Source organism: Brevundimonas sp., assembly GCF_965227765.1.
Lineage (GTDB): Bacteria > Pseudomonadota > Alphaproteobacteria > Caulobacterales > Caulobacteraceae > Brevundimonas.
Genome location: NZ_OZ245778.1, coordinates 579,207 through 598,070, shown reverse-complemented (window position 1 = coordinate 598,070; position 18,864 = coordinate 579,207). Strand labels below are relative to the sequence as shown.

Here is an 18,864-nt window from a genome sequence, read left to right as displayed (position 1 = left end):
GCGCCAATTGTCGCAGTCTCAAGGGCGCCGCGCAAAACTGGAGCCCTCAACGCGTCGGCCCCCTGGGAATGATCCGGCGGGTGAGCTGAAACGTAGGTTCAGCGTTGCAGAACCGCGTTCGGAACCGTCATGCCCATAAGACCCGCGTCGCTCAAAGTCCTGGCCCTGTGCCTGGCGGCCGCCACCGCGACGGGAGCCTGTGTGACGGCGCCGTCGCCGGCCCAGTATCGCGCCCCGCAACCGGTCCGCAGCGTCGATGCGGCGCGTCTGTACGACGGCCTGTGGCTCGAGATCGGTCGCCCGCAGCTGTCCTTCACCGACGACTGCGTGGCCGGATCGACCACATACAGGCTGGAGGCGCCGGCCCGGCTTCGGCTGCGCGACACCTGTCAGGCCGACACGCCCCAGGGCAAGGAAAAGGCCCTGTCGGCCTCCGCCACGATCCTCGATCCGGGGACCAACACGCGGTTTCGCGTCCGGTATTTCTGGGGGGCCGTGACCTGGGAATACTGGATCCTGGATCACGACGACGACTATCGCTGGTTCATCTCGTCGGACCCCACCTTCGAACGCGTCTGGATCTATACACGCCAAGCGCCCGACGCGGCTGAGCTTGAACGTCTGAAGGCCCGTGTGGCGGCGCTTGGATTCGATCCCGAGCGGCTGCAATATCCGCCCGCTTTGCCTGCCGATGTCATCGCCGCAACCGCCGCAAGACTGCCCTAACGGCCACCCCCGGCCACAGGATGCCCGTCATGACCTTTCGCCAAACCCTGATGCTGGCCACAGCCGCCCTGACCGTCACCGCGTGCGGGGGTCAGGAGGCCTTGCCCACGATCGCCGGATTCGGCGCCGATCCCCAGTTGCCCCAGCCCCGCGCCGGCCTCTTCCCCACGGTGAAGATCGCCCCGGCGGTGGGCTGGCCGGCGGGCCGGACGCCGATCGCGGCCCAGGGCCTGAGCGTACAGGCCTTCGCCGCCGGCCTGGATCATCCGCGCTGGCTCTATCGCCTGCCCAATGGCGATATCCTGGTCGCCGAAACCAATGCGCCGCCCAAACCGGAGGGCAAGTCGGGCGGCATTCGCGGCTTTGTCCAGGGCCTGGTGATGAAGCGGGCGGGCGCCCAGGTCCCCAGCCCCGACCGCATCACCCTGTTGCGCGACGCCGATGGCGACGGGGTGGCGGAGACCCGCTCGGTCTTCCTGCAGAACCTGACCTCGCCCTTCGGCATGGTGCTGGTCGGCGAGCGCCTCTATGTCGCCAACGCCGACGCCGTGGTGGCCTTCCCCTATCAGACGGGCCAGACCGAGATCACCGCCCCGGCGATGAAGGTGGCGGAACTTCCGGCGGGCCGAAACCACCACTGGACCAAGAGCCTGGTCGCCAGCGCCGATGGGTCGCGCCTCTATGTCGGCGTCGGCTCCAACTCCAATGTCGGCGAGAACGGCATGGCGGAAGAGGCCAACCGCGCCGCGATCCTGGAGATCGATCCGGCCACCGGCGCCAGCCGCGTCTATGCCTCGGGCCTGCGCAATCCCGTCGGGATGGACTGGAACCCCGAGAGCGGGATGTTGTGGGTTTCGGTCAACGAGCGCGACGAGATCGGCAATGATCTGGTGCCCGACTACATGACCTCTGTGACGCCGGGCGGCTTCTATGGCTGGCCCTACAGCTATTATGGCCAGAACCTCGATGTGAGGGTCGCGCCGCAGAACCCGGCCCTGGTGGCCAGCGCGCTGAAGCCCGACTACGCCCTGGGCGCACACACGGCGTCCCTGGGCCTGACCTTCTCGGACGAGGCGACCGCCCTGCCCGCCGCCTTTCGCAACGGCGCCTTCATCGGCCAGCACGGCTCGTGGAACCGCGATCCGCCCAATGGCTACAAGGTCATCTTCGTACCCTTCGCCGGTGGACGCCCCGCGGGACCGCCGCAGGAGATTTTGACCGGCTTCCTCAATGACGCGGGCCAGGCCATGGGCCGCCCGGTCGGGGTCTTGGCCGATCGCACCGGCGGTCTGCTGGTCGCCGACGACGTGGGCAATGTCATCTGGCGGGTCGGACCGGCTCGCTAGAGACCGCACAGCAAAAAGCCCGGCGATTTCGCGCCGGGCTTTTCGTGACGTGTGAGACCTAGTTCAGCGGCTGGGTCTGGATCGACGGCGCAGGCGGCGCTGTCTGGGCCGTGACGGCCGGGGCTGGCGTCACGCTCGGAGCAGCCGTGGATGGGCTGGCCGAATAGGCGCGCGGTCCGGTCGGCTCGGGTGCCACCTCAGGAGCGGGGGCGACGCGGGGAGCGACAGGAGTTGCGGCGCGACGAACCGGCTCGGCGCGGCGGACGACGGGAGCCGGCGCCGCGACGGGGGTGGGAGCCACCTCAACCGGAGCCGTCATCGGCGTGATGGCGGTGGTCGTCATGGGATCAACCGTCGGCATGACGGGAGCCTGGACCACAGGAGCCGGCGCGGGCTCGGCCAGAGGCGTGGTCTCAGTGCCGCCAGACATCAGCATGGCCGCACCGCCGCCCAGCAGGACGATGGCGCCGATGGGGGCCAGAACCATCCAGCTCTTGATCTTCTTCTGGCGCGCAGGCTTGCGGGCATAGGCCGGAACGAAGTCGCTTTCGGCGCGCGGCGTCGCCATGGCAGGCGTCACGACCGTGTCAGCATAGCCATTGTCAGGATAGGTAGAAGACATTGTATTCCTCCAAAAACATCGGAGAAAGAACCACGCCTGACAATCATGGTTCCGCGAAATATCCAAAGCCCTGAAGAAACACGGTTGTCGCCACAATCAGGGCGACTTCTGGTCCGCGATCCGCCCCGCGTTGCTGCTCTAGAAGCTAGACGTTGCTGACGCCGACAGGACCGCCTTCTTGCGCTCTCCTTGCGAATAGGTCCCAACCCAAACGTCGTATCGGCCTTCCTGCGCTGTCAGGCTGATGGAAGGATTTGCATCCTCGCCGCTGTCGTCATCGCAGAGCCAGCGTCCGTCAGGCCCGCGAACGACCAGGGTGGTGTCGGCGTTGGATACGGCCGACAACCGCACGCCCGCGCCTGGCCCGCTCCACACCAGCCGCGCATCGGGCGCCGATGCGGTGAAGCCCTTGCAGTCCGGCGCTTCCGGCCCAGCGCGTTCGGCCGCCTCGACCTCTCCGCCCGCCACCACGGCCAACAGGCTTTCGTCGGGCAGGCCCTGGGCGTCGAGGCGAAACTCGCCATAGGTCGGCGCATCCTGTTGGGCCATGGCCGCTGACGCAGCCGCCAGGGTCGCCAGGGACAGGGTTGTCGCCAGGGACAGGGTTGCGGCGGCGAGGATCAGGCGCATCAGGAAGTCTCCGGGCGTCGCTGTCGGGCATGACGCATCCACCGGACTTAAGGACGGGGGCTCGTCGAGGGCAAGTCCGCGCTGTCCCGTGCCTTCCCTTGGGGCGCCGACGCATTTGCATCACGACGGGGCGGGAAACGTCGCTGACACACCACCGTAATTCGCCCATCGGTTGACCCGGGGCCGGGGCTTGTCCATCACGGTCTGAGGATTCTGGTGGAGTGACGGCGACGATGGGACTTGCGGCCAATATCCGACGCGACATGAAGTTTGCGGACGGGCTGCGCAGGCTCCTGAAGCGCATCAAGCCCATCGAGCTGGATAGCGATGTCCTGCTCTGCGACGACATCGAGGAGGCGGTCGACAAGTTCGGCGACGCCATCGCCATCGAGGACGAGCACCGCGCGCTGAGCTATCGCGAGTTCGACGCCCTGGCCAACCGCTATGCCCACTGGGCGCGCAGCCGCAACCTGCGGCGTTCCGACGTCATCGGGCTGGTGATGACCAACCGCGCCGAATACCTGGCAGCCTGGCTGGGCTTCTCCAAGGTCGGCATCGCCACGGCCCTGATCAACACCAACCTCAGCGGCCAGGCCCTGGCCCACTGTCTGAACATCGTCGGCGTGGCCCAGGTGGTCGCCGACGAGGACACCTGGAAACAGGTCGAGGACGCCCGTCCCTTCGTCACCCGCACCGTCATGCTGTGGGTCGTCGGCCTGAAGACTGCAGACGAGGCGTCCGAGCGCCGGAACCTGGACAACGCCGTGCGCAGCGGCTCGTCGGTGCGGCCGCTGAAGTCTGTGCGCGACGGTCTGACCAACCGCGATACCGCGCTCTACATCTACACCTCGGGCACCACGGGCCTGCCCAAGGCGGCGCGCATCCCGCATTCGCGCGCCCGCACCTATATGCGCGCCTTCGCCGGCTGCACCCGCTCGACGCCCCAGGATCGGATCTTCAACGTCCTGCCCCTGTATCACTCGACCGGCGGGCTGGTCGGGGTCGGCCCGGCGCTGCTGAACGGCGGGCGGCTGATCCTCAGGAAGAAGTTCTCGGCCTCCAACTTCTGGAAGGACGTGAAGGATTCTCAGGCGACCATGTTCGTCTATATCGGCGAGCTGTGCCGCTATCTGGTCAACTGCCCGCCCCACGACGACGAGCGGGCGCACAAGCTGACCCTGGCCTTCGGCAACGGCCTGCGGCCCGACGTCTGGACCGAGTTCCAGTCGCGCTTCGCCATCCCCGACATCCTGGAGTTCTACGGCTCGACCGAGGGCAATGTCTCGCTGTTCAACTTCGACGGCAAACCCGGCGCCATCGGCCGGGTGCCCAAGCTGATGAAGAAGCAGATCAACATCCGGCTCGTCCGCTTCGACGTGGACACCGACGAGCCGGTGCGTGGTTCCAACGGCCTGTGCCAGGAAGCCTCGGCCGGCGAGATCGGCGAGGCCATCGGCGCCATCGGCAACGACATCCGCCACGACTTCTCGGGCTATGCCGACAAGGCCGCCTCGCAGAAGAAGGTCCTGACCGACGTCTTCGCCCGCGGCGACAAGTGGTTCCGCACCGGCGACCTGATGCGCCAGGATTCCGAGGGCTATTTCTACTTCGTCGATCGGATCGGCGACACCTATCGCTGGAAGGGCGAGAACGTCTCGACCTCCGAGGTCGAGCAGCGACTGGCCGAGGCGCCGGGCGTCAAGGAAGTCATCGCCTATGGGGTGCCGGTCGCCGGCGCCGAGGGCAAGGCGGGGATGGTCACCCTGGTCATGGACGGCAAGTTCTCGGCCAAGGAGTTCGCCGCCTATGCCGAGGAGCAATTGCCCCACTACGCCCGCCCGATGTTCATCCGCATCGCCAAGAACCTGGAAACCACCGGCACCTTCAAATATCGCAAGGTGGACCTGGTCGCTGACGGCTTTGACCCGGAGAAGGTCGGCGCCGGCCTGTACGTCCGGGGCGGCAAGCTTGGCTATCAGAAGCTCACCGAGGCCGGGTACGCCGAGATTCTCAACGGCACGTTCCGACTGTAGGCGAAACGCCCTCCCTCTCCTTCGGGCATAAGGGATGGGCAGGGCACGCAAAGAACGCCGGTAGCGTCCCCTTAATCATTAACAGCCATGGTCCCAGCCTCTCCTGCGCGCCCGGACCCGTCTTCATGTTTCAGATCATCGGCATCGTCCTGCTGTTCGGACTGGTGTTCGGGAGCTTCCTGATCTCCGGCGGCAAGATGGACGTGATCCTTCACGCCGCGCCGCACGAACTGATGGCCATCCTGGGCGCGGGTATCGCCGCCTTCCTGATGGCCAACTCGATCGGGGTCATCAAGTCGTCGATGGCCGGGCTGGGCAAGACCTTCGCGGGGCCGAAGTGGAAGAAGGCCGACTACAAGGATCTGCTGTCTCTGCTGTTCGCCCTGACCAAGACGATGAAATCCAAGGGCGTCATCGCCCTGGAAAGCCATATCGAAAAGCCGGGCGAGTCCACGATCTTCCAGAAGTACCCGAAGATCATGAAGGACCATTTCGCCATCGACTTCATCTGCGACACCCTGCGGATGATGACGATGAACCTGGAGGATCCTCACCAGATCGAGGACGCCATGGAAAAGCAGCTGGAAAAGCACCACCACGAGGCCGCCATGGCCCCCCACGCGCTCCAGCAACTGGCAGACGGCCTGCCCGCCCTGGGCATCGTCGCCGCCGTGCTCGGCATCATCAAGACCATGGGCTCGATCACCGAGCCCCCCGAGGTGCTGGGCATGATGATCGGCTCGGCCCTGGTCGGCACCTTCCTGGGCGTCTTCCTGGCCTATGGGCTGGTGGGGCCTTTCGCCGCACGTCTGCAGGCGATCGTCGACGAGGAGGGGGCCTTCTACAAGATCATCCAGTCGGTGCTGGTGGCCCACCTGCACGGCAATGCGGCCCAGATCTCGGTCGAGATCGGACGCGGCGACATCCCTTCCTCGGCCCAGCCCTCTTTCATGGAGATGGAAGAACATCTGTCGGCGACGCCGGTCGAGGCCTGATCCCCGACCTAGCGCCTGGACTGCGGTTCCCCTCGCCGACGCATCCACAGACTTGCCCTCAACGGTCACGCAACGATCACGAAGCCGTGAGGTTTTCGCTTGCGAAGCGTCGCGACGCGGTTCTAGTCTGGTTTGGCGGGGCCTGAAGACCTCGTATTCATAGGTTAGGAATCTCACCATGATGATCCGTCAACTGCTCGCCGTTTCGGCCGCCGCCGCCGCCGCCCTGGCCGTCGCCGCCTGTAATCCCGCGCCCGCCGACAAGGCTGAAGACGCAGCCGCAGACGCCTCCGCCGCCGCCAGCACCGCTTCCGACGCCGCCATGACGGCCGACGCCGCCGCGACCGACGCCGCCGCTGCTGCGGGTGAAGCCGCCGCCGCCGCCGCCACCGTCCCGGCCGCCGAAGGCGCCATGGCCCCGGCTCCTGCCGCTGCCCCGGCCGCTCCGGCTGCTGCGCCCGCCGCCGCCCACTAAGGGCACACGCCTAAGGATCGGCCTTGCGGTCGATCACGAAGGGGGTCGCCATCCGGCGGCCCCCTTTTTCGTGCCGCCGCCAGAGCCTTGCGGCTATAGAGCGCCGATGCCGTCCCCCCCATCCGATCTCGAAGCACCGACCATCGGCCTGTCCTGGTCCGACGACGGGGAGCCGCGTTCGCTGCGTTTCGGCGACGTCTATTTCTCCAAGGATGACGGCTTGGCCGAGAGCCGTGCGGTCTTCCTGGCCGGGTGCGGATTGCCCGAGGCGTGGCAGGGCCACGACCGTTTCACCGTGGCCGAACTGGGCTTTGGCACCGGCCTGAACATCGTCGCCCTGCTGGACCTGTGGCGGCGCGAACGGCCCGCTGACGCCCGCCTGCACGTCTTCACCATCGAGGCCTATCCCCTGACGCGCGACGAGGCCGCCCGCGCCCTGTCGGCCTGGCCCGAGGTCGCCGAGGTGGTCCAAGCCCTGCTGGCCGTCTGGCCGCAGGGAACGCCCGGCTTCCACCGCCTGGACCTGCCCCAGTTCAACGCCGTCATCGACCTGGCGGTGGGCGAGGTCGAGTGGGCCCTGTCCCAATGGTCGGGCGACGCCGACGCCTGGTTCCTGGACGGATTCTCGCCCGCCCTGAACCCCGAGATGTGGTCGCCCGCAGTCCTGGACGGGATCGCCGCGCGGTCCGCGCGCGACGCCCGGGTCGCCACCTTCACCGTCGCCGGCTTCGTGCGGCGAGGGCTTGAAGAACGCGGCTTCAGCGTCGAGCGGATGCCGGGCCACGGCCGCAAGCGCCAGAGGCTGGAGGCGCGGCGCTCAGCCGATCTCGCTCCCGCGCCCGCCCGCCCGCAACGGGTCGCCGTCGTCGGCGCCGGCATCGCCGGAGCCTCTACAGCGCGCGCCCTGGTCGCCGCCGGGATCGAGACTGTGGTGGTCGAGGCCGACGTGCCGGGCGCGGGGGCCTCGGGCTTTCCCGCCGCCCTGGTCACACCGCGCCTCGACGCTGGAGACACGACCATCGCCGCCCTGCACGCCCAGGCTCTCGAGCGGGCGGCCAGCCTGTACGACCGCACGACGGGCGCCGTGATCGCGCGCGGAGTCCTTCAGCTGGAACAGGCGCCGCGCGACGCTGCTCGGTTCGCAAAGATAGCGGTCCAAACGATCTGGGCGCCCGGAGCCATGACCGTGCTGGACGCAACGGCCGCCTCCGACCGTCTGGACGAGACCTGTGAAAACGGCGGCCTCGATATGGCCGAGGCCCTCGTCCTTCGTCCCCAGGCCGTGGTCGGTCCCTGGCTGGACGGTGCGACCCCATGCGTCGGACGGGTCGCCAGCCTGGAGCGCGCCGACGAGGGATGGCGGTTGCTGGACGCCACAGGACAGGTGCTGGCCCAGGCCGATGCTGTGGTTCTGACCGGCGGCTGGGGTAATGCCGCCCTGCTGCCCGACCTGAAGCTTGCGCCGGTCCGGGGTCAGGCCAACTGGGTGGATATTGCGTCGGGCATAACGCCGCCTGCCGTCGCCTGGGGCGGCTACGTCGCCCCCACCGGCCAATCGCCCTGCGATGGAGGCTTTCTCTATGGCGCGACCCACGACCGGGGGGATGTCGAGACCGAGGTGCGTCAGGCGGACAGCGAACGTAATCGCACCCAGTTGGCGGGTCGCCTGCCCCATCTCGCAGAGGCTTCAAGCTCGGCGCCGTCGTCGGCCCGCGCCGCCGTTCGGGCGACGACGCGCGACCGGCTGCCCGTGTGCGGACCCATGCCGCAAGCGCCCGGCCTGTTCGTCCTGGGCGGATTGGGGTCAAGGGGCTTTTGCGTCGCTCCCCTGCTGGGAGAGCATCTTGCCGCGATGATCACGGGAGCCCCGTCGCCCCTGCCTGCCGATCTGGCGGATCGTGTCAGGCCCGACCGACTGCTCGGCTAGACTCAGAAAATCCAGTTCCACAGGACCACGGCCACAACGGCCCCGGCGATCAGGAGACTCGCGCGGTTGTGGTGATGCAGGAAGCTCAGGATCTGGCCGGTCATGATCTGAAAACGGCGAACCTTCGCCTTGGCTCCATCACGGCTGCGCGAGCCGCCATCCCGCTTGCTCCGGCTGCGCAATCCGGCGACAAACGCCGGGCATGGAACCCTCTGCGTCCCCCCCGGCGACAACCCCTCGCGATGCGCCGAAAGGCGAGCCGCATATCTGCGACGTGCTGATCGCCGAGCGGGCGCCGCGCCTGACCCGTTCGCTGGCCTGGCCCCTGGTGCGACCGGCGCTTTACGGCCTGCTCAACTACCGCGCCGCGCGACGCATGGCCGACGCCGTCAGGCCGCTGTCGGGTCAGGCGGGCTTCGACTATATGTCCGACCTGCTGGACCTGAAGGTCTCGACCCTGAACCTGGACCGCATCCCCGCGACCGGCCGCTGCATCATCGTCTGCAACCACCCGACCGGGATCGCCGACGGGGTTGCCGTCTATGACGCCATCAAGCAGCGCCGCGCCGACGCCATCTTCTTCGCCAACGCCGACGCCCTGAGGGTCGCGCCCCGCCTGAACGAGATCGTCATCCCCGTCGAATGGGTGGTCGAAAAGCGCACGCGCGAAAAGACCCGCGAGACCCTGACCGCCGCCCGGGCCGCGTTCGAGGCCGAGCGTTGCGTCGTCATGTTCCCCGCCGGACGCCTGGCGCGCGTCGGCAAGGACGGCTCCCTGACAGACCCCGAATGGGCCCCGACCGCCGCCTCGATGGCGCGCAAATTCGATGCGCCCGTGGTGCCGATCCACGTCACCGGCCCGACCTCGCGCCTGTTCCACCTGTTCGACAGATTTTCGCAGGAACTGCGCGACGTGACCCTGTTCCACGAACTGCTGAACAAGCGAAAGAAGGCCTTCCGTCTCAGCGTCGGCCTGCCCATTCCCCCCGCCCGGCTCGACATCGATGCGGCCCGCGCCACCTATGGGCTGAAGGCCTTCACCGAACGGGTCCTGCCCGGCCAGCCCGACGCTGTGTTCGCGTGAGCATCCCTCCCCACACGATCAGCCTGGCTGACGCCGACGCCACCGCCGCCCTGGGCGCCCGGATCGCCCCCCTGCTGCGGGCGGGCGAGACCGTGCTGCTGTACGGGCCGCTGGGCATGGGCAAGTCGACCCTGGCGCGCGGCCTGATCCGGTCCCTGACCCGGCCCGACGAGGACGTGCCCTCGCCCACCTTCACCCTGGTGCAGTTCTACGAACCCCGAAGTCCCGGGATGGGACCGCCCATCGCCCATTTCGACCTCTATCGCCTGACCCGTCCCGAGGAGGCGTTCGAGATCGGGCTGGACGAGGCGCTGGACGAGGGGTGCGCCCTGATCGAATGGCCCGAGCGGCTGGGCGAGGACCCGTCCGCCTATCTCGGCGCCGACCGGCTGATCGTGACCCTGTCGGAGGCGGATGGCGACACCCGGCTTGCGACCGTTTCCGGCGTCGGGGCGTGGGAGACGAAGTTGAAGGACCTGCATGACTGAGCGCGAAAACACGATGGGTCGCGAGCAACAGCGCCTCGATTTCCTGAGCGAGGCCGGACTGGCCGACGCCGTGCGCATCCCCCTGGCCGGGGACGCCTCGACGCGCCGGTACGAGCGGCTGACCACGGCCGACGGAACCTCGCTGATCCTGATGGACCAGCCGCCTTCCGAGGAAAGCGCCGTCGCCCCGGCAGACGCCGACATCGAGGCCCGCAAGGCCCTGGGCTATAACGCCGAGGCGCGGCTGGCGGGAGGATCGGTCGCCGCCTTCGTGGCCATCGCCGGCTGGCTGCGCGAACGCGGCCTGTCGACCCCGGTCATCGGCGCGCGCGATACGGCGGCGGGTCTGGCCGTGCTGGAAGACCTGGGCGACGACGTCTTCGCCGCCCATGCGACGGGACTTGAGACCCTGTACGGCGCGGCCGTCGACGCCCTGGCCGGGCTGCACGCCGCCACCCCGCCTGCGGTGATCCAGGCCGATGGCGAGGTCTGGCCGCTGCACCGCTACGACGCCCTGGCCTATCGCGCCGGGCTGGACCCCTTCCTCGACTGGTGGCCGCAGTTCGCGGGTCTGGCCGCGCCGTCCGACGACGCCCGCGCCGAATGGTCGGAACTCTGGGCGCCCGTCATCGCCCTGGGCGAAGCCGGGGCGCCGGTCTTCGTGCACCGCGACTATCACGCCGAGAACCTGCTGTGGCTGCCGAGGCGCGACGGCCTCGCCCGTGTGGGGATGCTGGACTTCCAGGACGCGGTCGCTGGTCATCCGGCCTGGGACCTGCTGCACCTGTTGCAGGATGCGCGGCGCGACGTGTCGCCCGAACTGGAGGCGGCCATGCTGGACCGCTATCTGGCCGCCCGCCCGGATCTGGATCGCGAGGCCTTCCTGCACGAGTACCGCGCCCTGGCCGCGCTGAACGCCGCCCGCATCCTGGGTCGCGTCTTCGCCCGGCAGGAGGTGCTGTTCCGGCGCGATCGCTACACCGCCTTCATGCCCCGCACCTGGCGGCATCTGGAGCGCAACCTGGCGGGCGAAGGCCCCGCCGGTCAGGGTCTGGCCGGCCTGCGCCAGTGGTTCGACCGCCATATCCCGGCCGAGGCCCGCGCCGCGATCAACCGGGCCGAACCCGCATGACCGTTCCCCACACCGCCATGGTGCTGGCCGCCGGGCTCGGCACCCGTATGCGCCCCCTGACCAACGACCGGCCCAAGGCCCTGGTCGAGGTCGGCGGCCGGACCCTGATCGACCACAATCTGGATCGGCTGGCTGAAGCCGGCGTGCGCCGCTGCGTCGTCAATGTCCACGCCTTCGCCGACCGGCTGATCGACCATCTGAGGGCCAGAACAGGCGGCATCGAGATCGTCATCTCCGACGAGCGCGAACACGCACTGCCGCTGGAAACCGGCGGCGGGATCAAGGCGGCGGCCGACCTATTGGGTGACCTTCCAGTTCTGGTCGTCAATATCGACAGCGTCTGGATCGAGGATAGGGAGCCGCCCGCAACCGCCATCCGCGATCTCGCCGCCGGTTTCGATCCTGAACGGGCGCAGGCCCGGCTGCTGCTGGCGCGGGCCGAGCGGACCCTGGGCCTGGATGGTGCGGGCGATTTTCTGATGGACGATCAGGGCCGGCTGACCGGGCGCCGCACGGCGGGCGCCGCGACCGCGCCGTTCAACTATATGGGCGTCCACATCGTCGATCCGCGCCCGATCTATGCCTGGCCCGAGACCGAGTTCGGCCTGTTTCCCGCAGGCGGCGGCCTGTGGGGCGACTGGGCGGCGCAAGGGCGTCTGCACGGTCATGTGCTGGACGGCGACTGGATGCACGTCGGCGATCCCCAGGCCCGCGACGACGCCGAGGCGCGTCTGGCCGGAGCCCGATGACCGACCGCTTCGATCCGTTTGCGGGCGCCCCTCAAGCAGTCGCTCGCCGCGCGAGCGACGGTAGGGAAACTTCTGCCCCGCGCTGGCTGACCATCCCCGCGCGCCGTCCGTTTCTGGAGCATCTGGCGGCGGGGGTGCTGGACTGGCTGGGCGACGCCCCGCCAGAGACGCTGAGCGACGCTGTCATCCTGCTGCCCAATCGACGGGCGGCCCGCGCCTTCGGCGACGCCCTGGCCCGGCTCAGCGGCGACCGCCCCGTGCTACTGCCCCAGGTCCGGCCCCTGGGCGATCTGGAAGAGGACGAAGCCCCCTTTGCGCCGGGCGAACTGGGCCTGGACCTGCCGCCCGCCATCGCCCCCCTGACGCGCCGGTTCGAGATGGCGCGGATGATCGTCGAGGATTTCGCCCCCGGCCTCGCCCCCCTGCGCGCGCTGGAACTGGCCGACGCCCTGGGCGGCTTTCTCGAGTCCTGCCAGCTGGAGGAGGTCGAGGATCCGGGTCGGGTAGCCCATCTGGTCGATCTGGAACTGGCCGAACACTGGGAGGAATCCGCCCGCTTCCTCGGTCTGGCCGTCGAGGCCTGGCCCAGACGACTGGCGGCCATGGGTCTGGTCGATCCGGCCTGGCGACGGGCCAGGCTGCTGCGCCTCCTGGCCGAGCGCTGGACCGAGGCCCCGCCGACCGGGCCGGTCATCGCCGCCGGCTCAACCGGCTCGGCCCCGGCCGCCGCCGATGTGCTGAACGCCGTCGCCCATGCGCCGCAAGGGTGCGTCGTCCTGCCCGGGCTGGACCTCGATCTCGCCCCCCGGGTATGGGCCACAGTCGGGGACGACGAACAGCATCCCCAGAACGCCCTGTGGCGCCTGCTGGACCGCCACGGCGTCGCGCGCGACAGCGTCCGTGCCTGGTTCCAGCCCCCGGTTGCGCCTGATATCCAGACCCGCGCCATCGCCCGCCAGCGTCTGGTCAACGAGGCCCTGCGGCCCGCCGACGCGACGGCCGACTGGCGCGCCCAGATCCGCGAGATGCGTCAGGCGGCGGCGCCCCTGCAATCGGTCGATCCCATCGCCCAGGGGCTTGAGGGCCTGTCGGTCATCACCCTGCGCGCCGAGGAAGACGCCGCATCGACCATCGCCCTGATGATGCGCGAGGCGCTGGAAACACCTGACAAGAGCTGCGCCCTGGTCACCCCCGACATCGCCCTGGGCCGCCGTGTCGCCGCGCGGCTGGAGCGGTGGGGCATCGTCGCCGACAGTTCCGCGGGCGCGCCGCTGAGCCGCACCTCGGCAGGCGTCCTGGTCGATCTCTGCGCCCGCTGGATCGCCGATCCGCTCAAGCCCCAGAGCCTGCTGGCGGTGTTAAAACATCCCCTCGTCGGCATTGATCTGGATACGGACGATTACGCCGTAGCCCTGAGAACCTTGGAAAAATCCGCCCTGCGCGGCCCGCGCCCGCGCCGCTGGGAAAAGATCGCGGAACGACTGGAAAACGCCGCCCAGCCCCGCGACGACGGCAAGGCCCCGTCCGAACGCACGGTGCAAAACCTCAAGGCCGCCGACCAGCTGGCGACGCGGCTTCAGGCCCTGTCGGCCGAGGCCTGCAAGCCGTTCGAGGCGACGCCGGACAGGACCGCAGACCTTCACGACGCCGCCGTCGCCCTGACCCGGCTGGTCGAGAGCCTGGCTGGCCAGACCGCCTGGGCCGGGCCGGACGGCGAATGCGCGGCGGGCGTCCTGTCATCCCTGATCGAGGGGGGCGCATCCCTGGGCCGGATCGGCGCAGGCGATTTCGCCGCCCTGGTCCACGACCTGATCGCCGAGGCGGTGGTCCGCACCGGCGGGGCCACCCATCCACGCCTGCGCATCCTGGGCGCCATCGAGGCGCGGCTGGTCAGGGCCGACCGGATGATCCTGGCCGGGCTGGAGGAAGGCGTCTGGCCCAACGCCGCCCCGACCGATCCCTTCCTGTCGCGCCCGATGCGCAAGGCCCTGGGCCTGCCTCCGCCCGAGCGCCGCCTGGGCCAGACGGCGCAGGATTTCGTCCAGGCCGCCTGCGCCGACGAGGCCATCCTGATCCATACCGAACGGCGCGGCGGTCAGCCGGCCGTCAAGTCGCGCTGGCTGTGGCGGCTGGAAATGCTGACCCGCGGCGCCGACACCCCCGAGACCCCAGTCGCGCTGCAAAAGCCCGCGCCCCTGGTCGCCGTGGCCCGCAGCCTGGACACGCCGCCCCCCGGTCCGCCCCGCTACGCCCGCCGCCCCGCGCCGACCCCGCCGGTGGCGCGCCGCCCGCGCGAGATGCCGGTCACCGGCGTCGAGCGCTGGGTGCGCGACCCCTATGCCGTCTATGCCCAGCGCATCCTGGGCCTGAGGGTGATGGACCGACCCGGCGCCTCGGCCGAGGCCATGGCGCGCGGCAACGCCGTCCACCGCGCGATCGAGCGGATCGTGGTCAGCTGGCCCGACGCCCTGCCCGATGACTGCGCCGACCAGATCGAGGGTTTCATCCGCGAAGCCCTGCATCTCGAAGGCTTCGAGGACGCCGCCATGGCCCGTGAGACGCCCCTGGCCCGGAACTGCGCCCGCTGGCTGGAGGGGTGGGAGCGTGAGCGCCGGGCGCGCGGCGCCACCCTGCTGATCGAGCAGTCGGGGCGACTGACATTTTCCGCTCCTGCCGGGGATTTCACCGTCACGGCCCGCGCCGACCGGATCGAACTGGGCGCGTATGGCGCCGCCGTGATCGACTTCAAGACCGGCCAGACGCCCAGCGCCAAGGCTGTCGCGGCCGGGTTCGCGCCGCAACTGACCCTGACCGCCGCCATCCTGGCCGAAGGTGGCTTTCCCCCCCCGCCGACCGAAGCGAGCGAGCTGCTGTATGTCAAGGTCACCGGCCGCAAGACGCCGGGCGAGGTCGTGGACGTCTCCAGACCGACCCGCAATCAGCCGCTGGACGCCTCCGCCCTGGCCGCCCGGGCGCTGGAACAGCTGATCGCGGGCGTCGCCGCCTTCGATGATCCGTACACCCCCTATACCTCCTGGGTGGCGCCCCAGTTCATGGGCAATTTCGGCGGCAACTACGACCATCTGGCGCGCGTCTGGGAATGGCATGTTGTCGGCGGCGAGGACGAGGCGCCCGAATGACCCTTTCCGCCATCCAGCAGGCCCAGGCCAACCAGAGACAGGCCGCCGATCCGGCCCTGTCGGTCTTCGTCACCGCCAATGCGGGCTCGGGCAAGACCACCACCCTGGTCGACCGGGTGGCGCGCCTGTTGCTGGAAGAGGTCGCGCCGGGCGAGATCCTGTGCGTCACCTATACCAAGGCCGCCGCCGCCGAGATGCAGGCCCGCCTGTTCGCCAAACTGGGCGGCTGGGCCGTCGCCGACGACCGCGATCTGGCGGCGGACCTGGCCCGGCTGGACGGCCGCGACCCCGCCGCCCTGTCCGACGCCGACCTGTCCAAGGCCAGAAAACTGTTCGCCCGCGCCCTGGAAACCCCCGGCGGGCTGAAGATCCAGACCATCCACGCCTTCTGCGAAAAGCTGCTGAAGCGCTTCCCGCTGGAGGCCGGGGTTTCGCCCGGTTTCCGCGTGCTGGAGGACGCCAGCGCGGTGGCCCTGTCGCATGAGGCGCGCGAGGATCTGGCCCGCGAGGCGCTGAAGGATCCGCAGGGCGCCCTGGGCCGGGCCTATGCTCATTTCGCCGTTCAGCTGGACTGGGGCTCCTTCCACGACCTGCTCGACATGATCGAGAAACGGCGCGGCGACCTGGTAGGCTATGTCGAGCGGATCGAGGCCGGGACCGCGCCGGGACCGCAAGCCCTGGCCGGCGCCGATCCCGACCGCACGCCGGCCCAGATCGAGGCCGACTTCCTGGACTGGATCGACCCCGCCGAATGGGAGCGGGTCGCCGAAGCCATGGCCACCGGCTCGGCCAACGACCAGTCCACCGCCACGCGCATGAGGACCGCTGCACCGGGCCGCTGGTCCATCGCCGCCATCGGCCCCGTCTTCCTGACCAGCGAGGCCAAGGGGCGGGCCAGTATGGGCACCAAGAAGGCCCCGCCCTGGGCCGTGGAATACTTGGTCGATCTGCAGCTGAAATTCCTGGCCGTGCTCGACGTGCTGCGCGCCGCCCGCGTCGCCGACGACACGGAAAAGGCCCTGACCCTGGCCCGCGTCCACGCCGCCTTCTACACCGCCGCCAAGGTGCGCCAAGGGGCGCTCGATTTCTCGGACCTGGTCGAAAAGACGGTGCAGCTTCTGACCGTCCGGGCCAGCGCCGCCTGGGTGCTGTTCAAGCTGGACGGCGGCATCGAACACGTCCTGATCGACGAGGCCCAGGACACGGCGCCGGACCAGTGGGACATCTTCAAGGCCCTGACCGAGGCCTTCTTCTCGGGCGCCGGAGCCGAGCGCCGCCGCCCCTCCGCCATCCCCCGCACCGTCTTCGCCGTGGGGGACGAGAAGCAGTCGATCTATTCCTTCCAGGGCGCCCGGCCCGAGCGGCTGCGCGAGGAACGCCGCGACTATATGGCTATGGTCGAGAACGCGGGGCATGCCTTCAGCGGCCCGGACCTGACGACCAGTTTTCGCTCGACGGTCGAGGTACTGGGCTTTGTCGACGCCGCGTTCGAGAGCCCCGAACGCACCCGCGCCCTGGTCGGCGAGCACGGGGATTCCCAGCCCCACCTGGTCGCCCGCGAAGACCAGCACGGCGCCGTCGATCTGTGGCCCCTGTTCGAGGACCCGGACGCCCCCGACCGCGAGGCCTGGAACGCGCCGGTGGACAAGGAGGGCGCCCACAGCGGACGCAAGAAGCTGGCCATCGCCCTGGCGCGCGATATCAAACAGCAGGTCCAGAGCGGCGTCGGCGTGCACGACCGGACCGGCCTGCGCCCCGCCCGCTACGGCGATTTCCTGGTCCTGGTGCGCCGTCGCGATGCGACCTTCGAGGAAATCATCCGTGCACTGAAGACCGAGGGAGTGCCCGTCGCAGGGGCCGACCGGCTCAAGCTCAGCAGCCACATTGTCTTCGACGACCTGATCTCCCTGGCCCGGTTCGCTCTCTATCCCGAGGACGACCTGAGCCTGGCCGAGGTCTTGCGCAGCCCCCTGTGCGACGTCGGCGATTTCGGCGATCCGTCGAGCCTGTACGAACTGGCCGGCGCCGAGCCCCGCATGGGCAAGTCCCTGTGGTCGGAGCTGAAACGCCGCATGCACGAACAGCCCCAGTGGACACAGGCGCGCGACCTGCTCGCCGCCGCCATCGCAGACCGGGACCGCGACCCCTTCGCCTTCTTCTCGGCCGTGCTGAACCGGCCGGACGCCACGGGCCAGACGGGGCGAGCCCGTATCCTGGCGCGGCTGGGGCGCGAGGCCGAGGAGGCCATCGACGAGACCCTGTCCCAGGTGCTGTCGGCCGAGGATCGCGGCGGGACCGATCTGGAAACCTGTCTGTCGCTGCTGGAAGCCGCCGACGTGGAGGTGAAGCGCGAGATGGAGGGGGCGCGCAACGAGGTGCGCGTCATGACGGTCCACGGCGCCAAGGGGCTGGAGGCGCCGATCGTCATCCTGCCCGACACCACCTCGCGGGCGAAGCCACAGGGGCCGACCCTGATGCCGGTCGCACTTGCTGAGGGCGGTGACGGCTGGCTGATGTGTCCCGGTCGCGCGGGCGACGACTGCCCGGCCTCCGCCGCCGCGCGGCAGGCGCGCGTGGACCGCACCGACGCCGAGACCCTGCGTCTGCTCTATGTCGCCCTGACCCGCGCGCGCGATCGACTGGTGATCATGGGGCGGGCGCTGAAGAAGGAGACCGTCGGCTATGCCGAACTGAGCTGGTGGGACGTCATCGCCGACACCTTCGGCCGTCTGACCGAAGACGACCCCGACAATGTGCGCGACATCGGCGAGGGCCGCCGCCGCTTTGGCGCCGATCCCCAGATCCTGGGCCGGGGCGCCACCGCCGAGGCCGTCGAGACCCTGATCCCGGACTGGGCCACCGCGGCGCCCGCGCGCGACGTCGTCTCGCGTCTGGCCGCGCCGTCCAAGATGGACGAGCCGGCGGTCCGCATTCCCGCGCCTTCGCCCCTGGCCCGGATCGTGACCGAGGGGTCGGCGACGGCGCCCTCGCTGGGCCGGTTCCGGCGCGGCGACCTGATCCACCGGCTGTTGGAGCGTCTGCCTGAGATCGCGCCGGAGGCCCGCCCCGAGGCCGCCGTGCGGATGCTGGCGCGCGAGCGCGACCTGGACGACGATCAAAGAGCCGAGATGATCGCCGCAGCCTTTGGCGTGCTGGACGACGCCCGGTTCGCCCCCGTGTTCGGCCCCGGCTCGCGCGCCGAGGTCGCTCTGGCGGGCGCGATGAGCGCGTCGGACGTGTCGATCTCGGGCCGGATCGACCGGCTGGTGATCACCCCCGAACGGGTGCTGGTGGTCGACTACAAGTCCAACCGCCCCGCGCCCGACCGCGTCGAGGGCGCCGATCCCGCCTATGTACTTCAGATGGCGGTCTATGTCGGGGTGCTGAAGCGGCTCTATCCCGACCGGGCGGTCGAGGCGGCCCTGGTCTGGACCGACGGGCCAAGGCTGATGGCCGTGCCCGGCGATATGATGGACGCGGCGCTTGCAGGGCGCTGATCGGCGCCCCACATCCATTC

At 69.6% G+C, this 18,864-nt stretch carries 14 protein-coding genes; 12 read left to right on the top strand and 2 right to left on the bottom strand.

Annotated elements, in window-relative coordinates:
* Positions 1-129: 129 nt before the first annotated feature.
* The gene (locus ACO05L_RS02945) at positions 130-726 is read left to right on the top strand and encodes a lipocalin family protein (protein WP_421730683.1); all 597 of its coding nucleotides are present in this window, start codon (positions 130-132) and stop codon (positions 724-726) included.
* A 20-nt stretch (positions 727-746) separates the two neighbouring features.
* The gene (locus ACO05L_RS02940) at positions 747-2,072 is read left to right on the top strand and encodes a PQQ-dependent sugar dehydrogenase (protein WP_421730682.1); all 1,326 of its coding nucleotides are present in this window, start codon (positions 747-749) and stop codon (positions 2,070-2,072) included.
* A gap of 58 nt (positions 2,073-2,130) precedes the next feature.
* On the opposite strand, the gene ACO05L_RS02935 is transcribed toward ACO05L_RS02940, so the two are convergent.
* Positions 2,131-2,694, bottom strand: coding sequence for a hypothetical protein (locus ACO05L_RS02935; protein ID WP_421730681.1), 564 nt, complete (start codon positions 2,692-2,694; stop codon positions 2,131-2,133).
* A gap of 138 nt (positions 2,695-2,832) precedes the next feature.
* The gene (locus ACO05L_RS02930; RefSeq protein WP_421730680.1) at positions 2,833-3,324 is read right to left on the bottom strand and encodes a hypothetical protein; all 492 of its coding nucleotides are present in this window, start codon (positions 3,322-3,324) and stop codon (positions 2,833-2,835) included.
* 233 nt (positions 3,325-3,557) lie between these two features.
* Between ACO05L_RS02930 and ACO05L_RS02925 the strand changes: the two genes are divergently transcribed.
* The 10 genes from ACO05L_RS02925 to addA all read left to right on the top strand — a co-directional run bounded on the left by ACO05L_RS02925 (position 3,558) and on the right by addA (position 18,844).
* On the top strand, positions 3,558-5,357 hold the full coding sequence (locus tag ACO05L_RS02925) for a long-chain-acyl-CoA synthetase (RefSeq protein WP_421731619.1): 1,800 nt from the start codon (positions 3,558-3,560) through the stop codon (positions 5,355-5,357).
* A 125-nt stretch (positions 5,358-5,482) separates the two neighbouring features.
* Complete coding sequence (motA, locus tag ACO05L_RS02920) at positions 5,483-6,352, top strand: flagellar motor stator protein MotA (protein ID WP_421730679.1); 870 nt, start codon at positions 5,483-5,485, stop codon at positions 6,350-6,352.
* Between the two features lie 178 nt (positions 6,353-6,530).
* Positions 6,531-6,827, top strand: a complete 297-nt coding sequence (locus ACO05L_RS02915) for a hypothetical protein (protein ID WP_421730678.1) — start codon at positions 6,531-6,533, stop codon at positions 6,825-6,827.
* 106 nt (positions 6,828-6,933) lie between these two features.
* On the top strand, positions 6,934-8,754 hold the full coding sequence (mnmC, locus tag ACO05L_RS02910) for an FAD-dependent 5-carboxymethylaminomethyl-2-thiouridine(34) oxidoreductase MnmC (protein WP_421730677.1): 1,821 nt from the start codon (positions 6,934-6,936) through the stop codon (positions 8,752-8,754).
* A gap of 202 nt (positions 8,755-8,956) precedes the next feature.
* Complete coding sequence (locus ACO05L_RS02905) at positions 8,957-9,838, top strand: GNAT family N-acetyltransferase (RefSeq protein ID WP_421730676.1); 882 nt, start codon at positions 8,957-8,959, stop codon at positions 9,836-9,838.
* A complete protein-coding gene (gene tsaE / locus ACO05L_RS02900) occupies positions 9,835-10,326 on the top strand; it encodes a tRNA (adenosine(37)-N6)-threonylcarbamoyltransferase complex ATPase subunit type 1 TsaE (protein ID WP_421730675.1) in 492 nt (163 codons plus the stop codon). Before ACO05L_RS02905 ends, tsaE begins: the two co-directional genes overlap by 4 nt.
* A complete protein-coding gene (amgK, locus tag ACO05L_RS02895) occupies positions 10,319-11,458 on the top strand; it encodes an N-acetylmuramate/N-acetylglucosamine kinase AmgK (RefSeq protein WP_421730674.1) in 1,140 nt (379 codons plus the stop codon). The genes tsaE and amgK overlap by 8 nt, the downstream gene beginning before the upstream one ends.
* Entirely contained in the window at positions 11,455-12,207 is a 753-nt protein-coding gene (locus ACO05L_RS02890) for a nucleotidyltransferase family protein (RefSeq protein ID WP_421730673.1), read from the top strand. Before amgK ends, ACO05L_RS02890 begins: the two co-directional genes overlap by 4 nt.
* Positions 12,204-15,347, top strand: coding sequence for a double-strand break repair protein AddB (gene addB / locus ACO05L_RS02885; protein WP_421730672.1), 3,144 nt, complete (start codon positions 12,204-12,206; stop codon positions 15,345-15,347). The genes ACO05L_RS02890 and addB overlap by 4 nt, the downstream gene beginning before the upstream one ends.
* On the top strand, positions 15,344-18,844 hold the full coding sequence (addA, locus tag ACO05L_RS02880; protein WP_421730671.1) for a double-strand break repair helicase AddA: 3,501 nt from the start codon (positions 15,344-15,346) through the stop codon (positions 18,842-18,844). Before addB ends, addA begins: the two co-directional genes overlap by 4 nt.
* Positions 18,845-18,864: the final 20 nt, after the last annotated feature.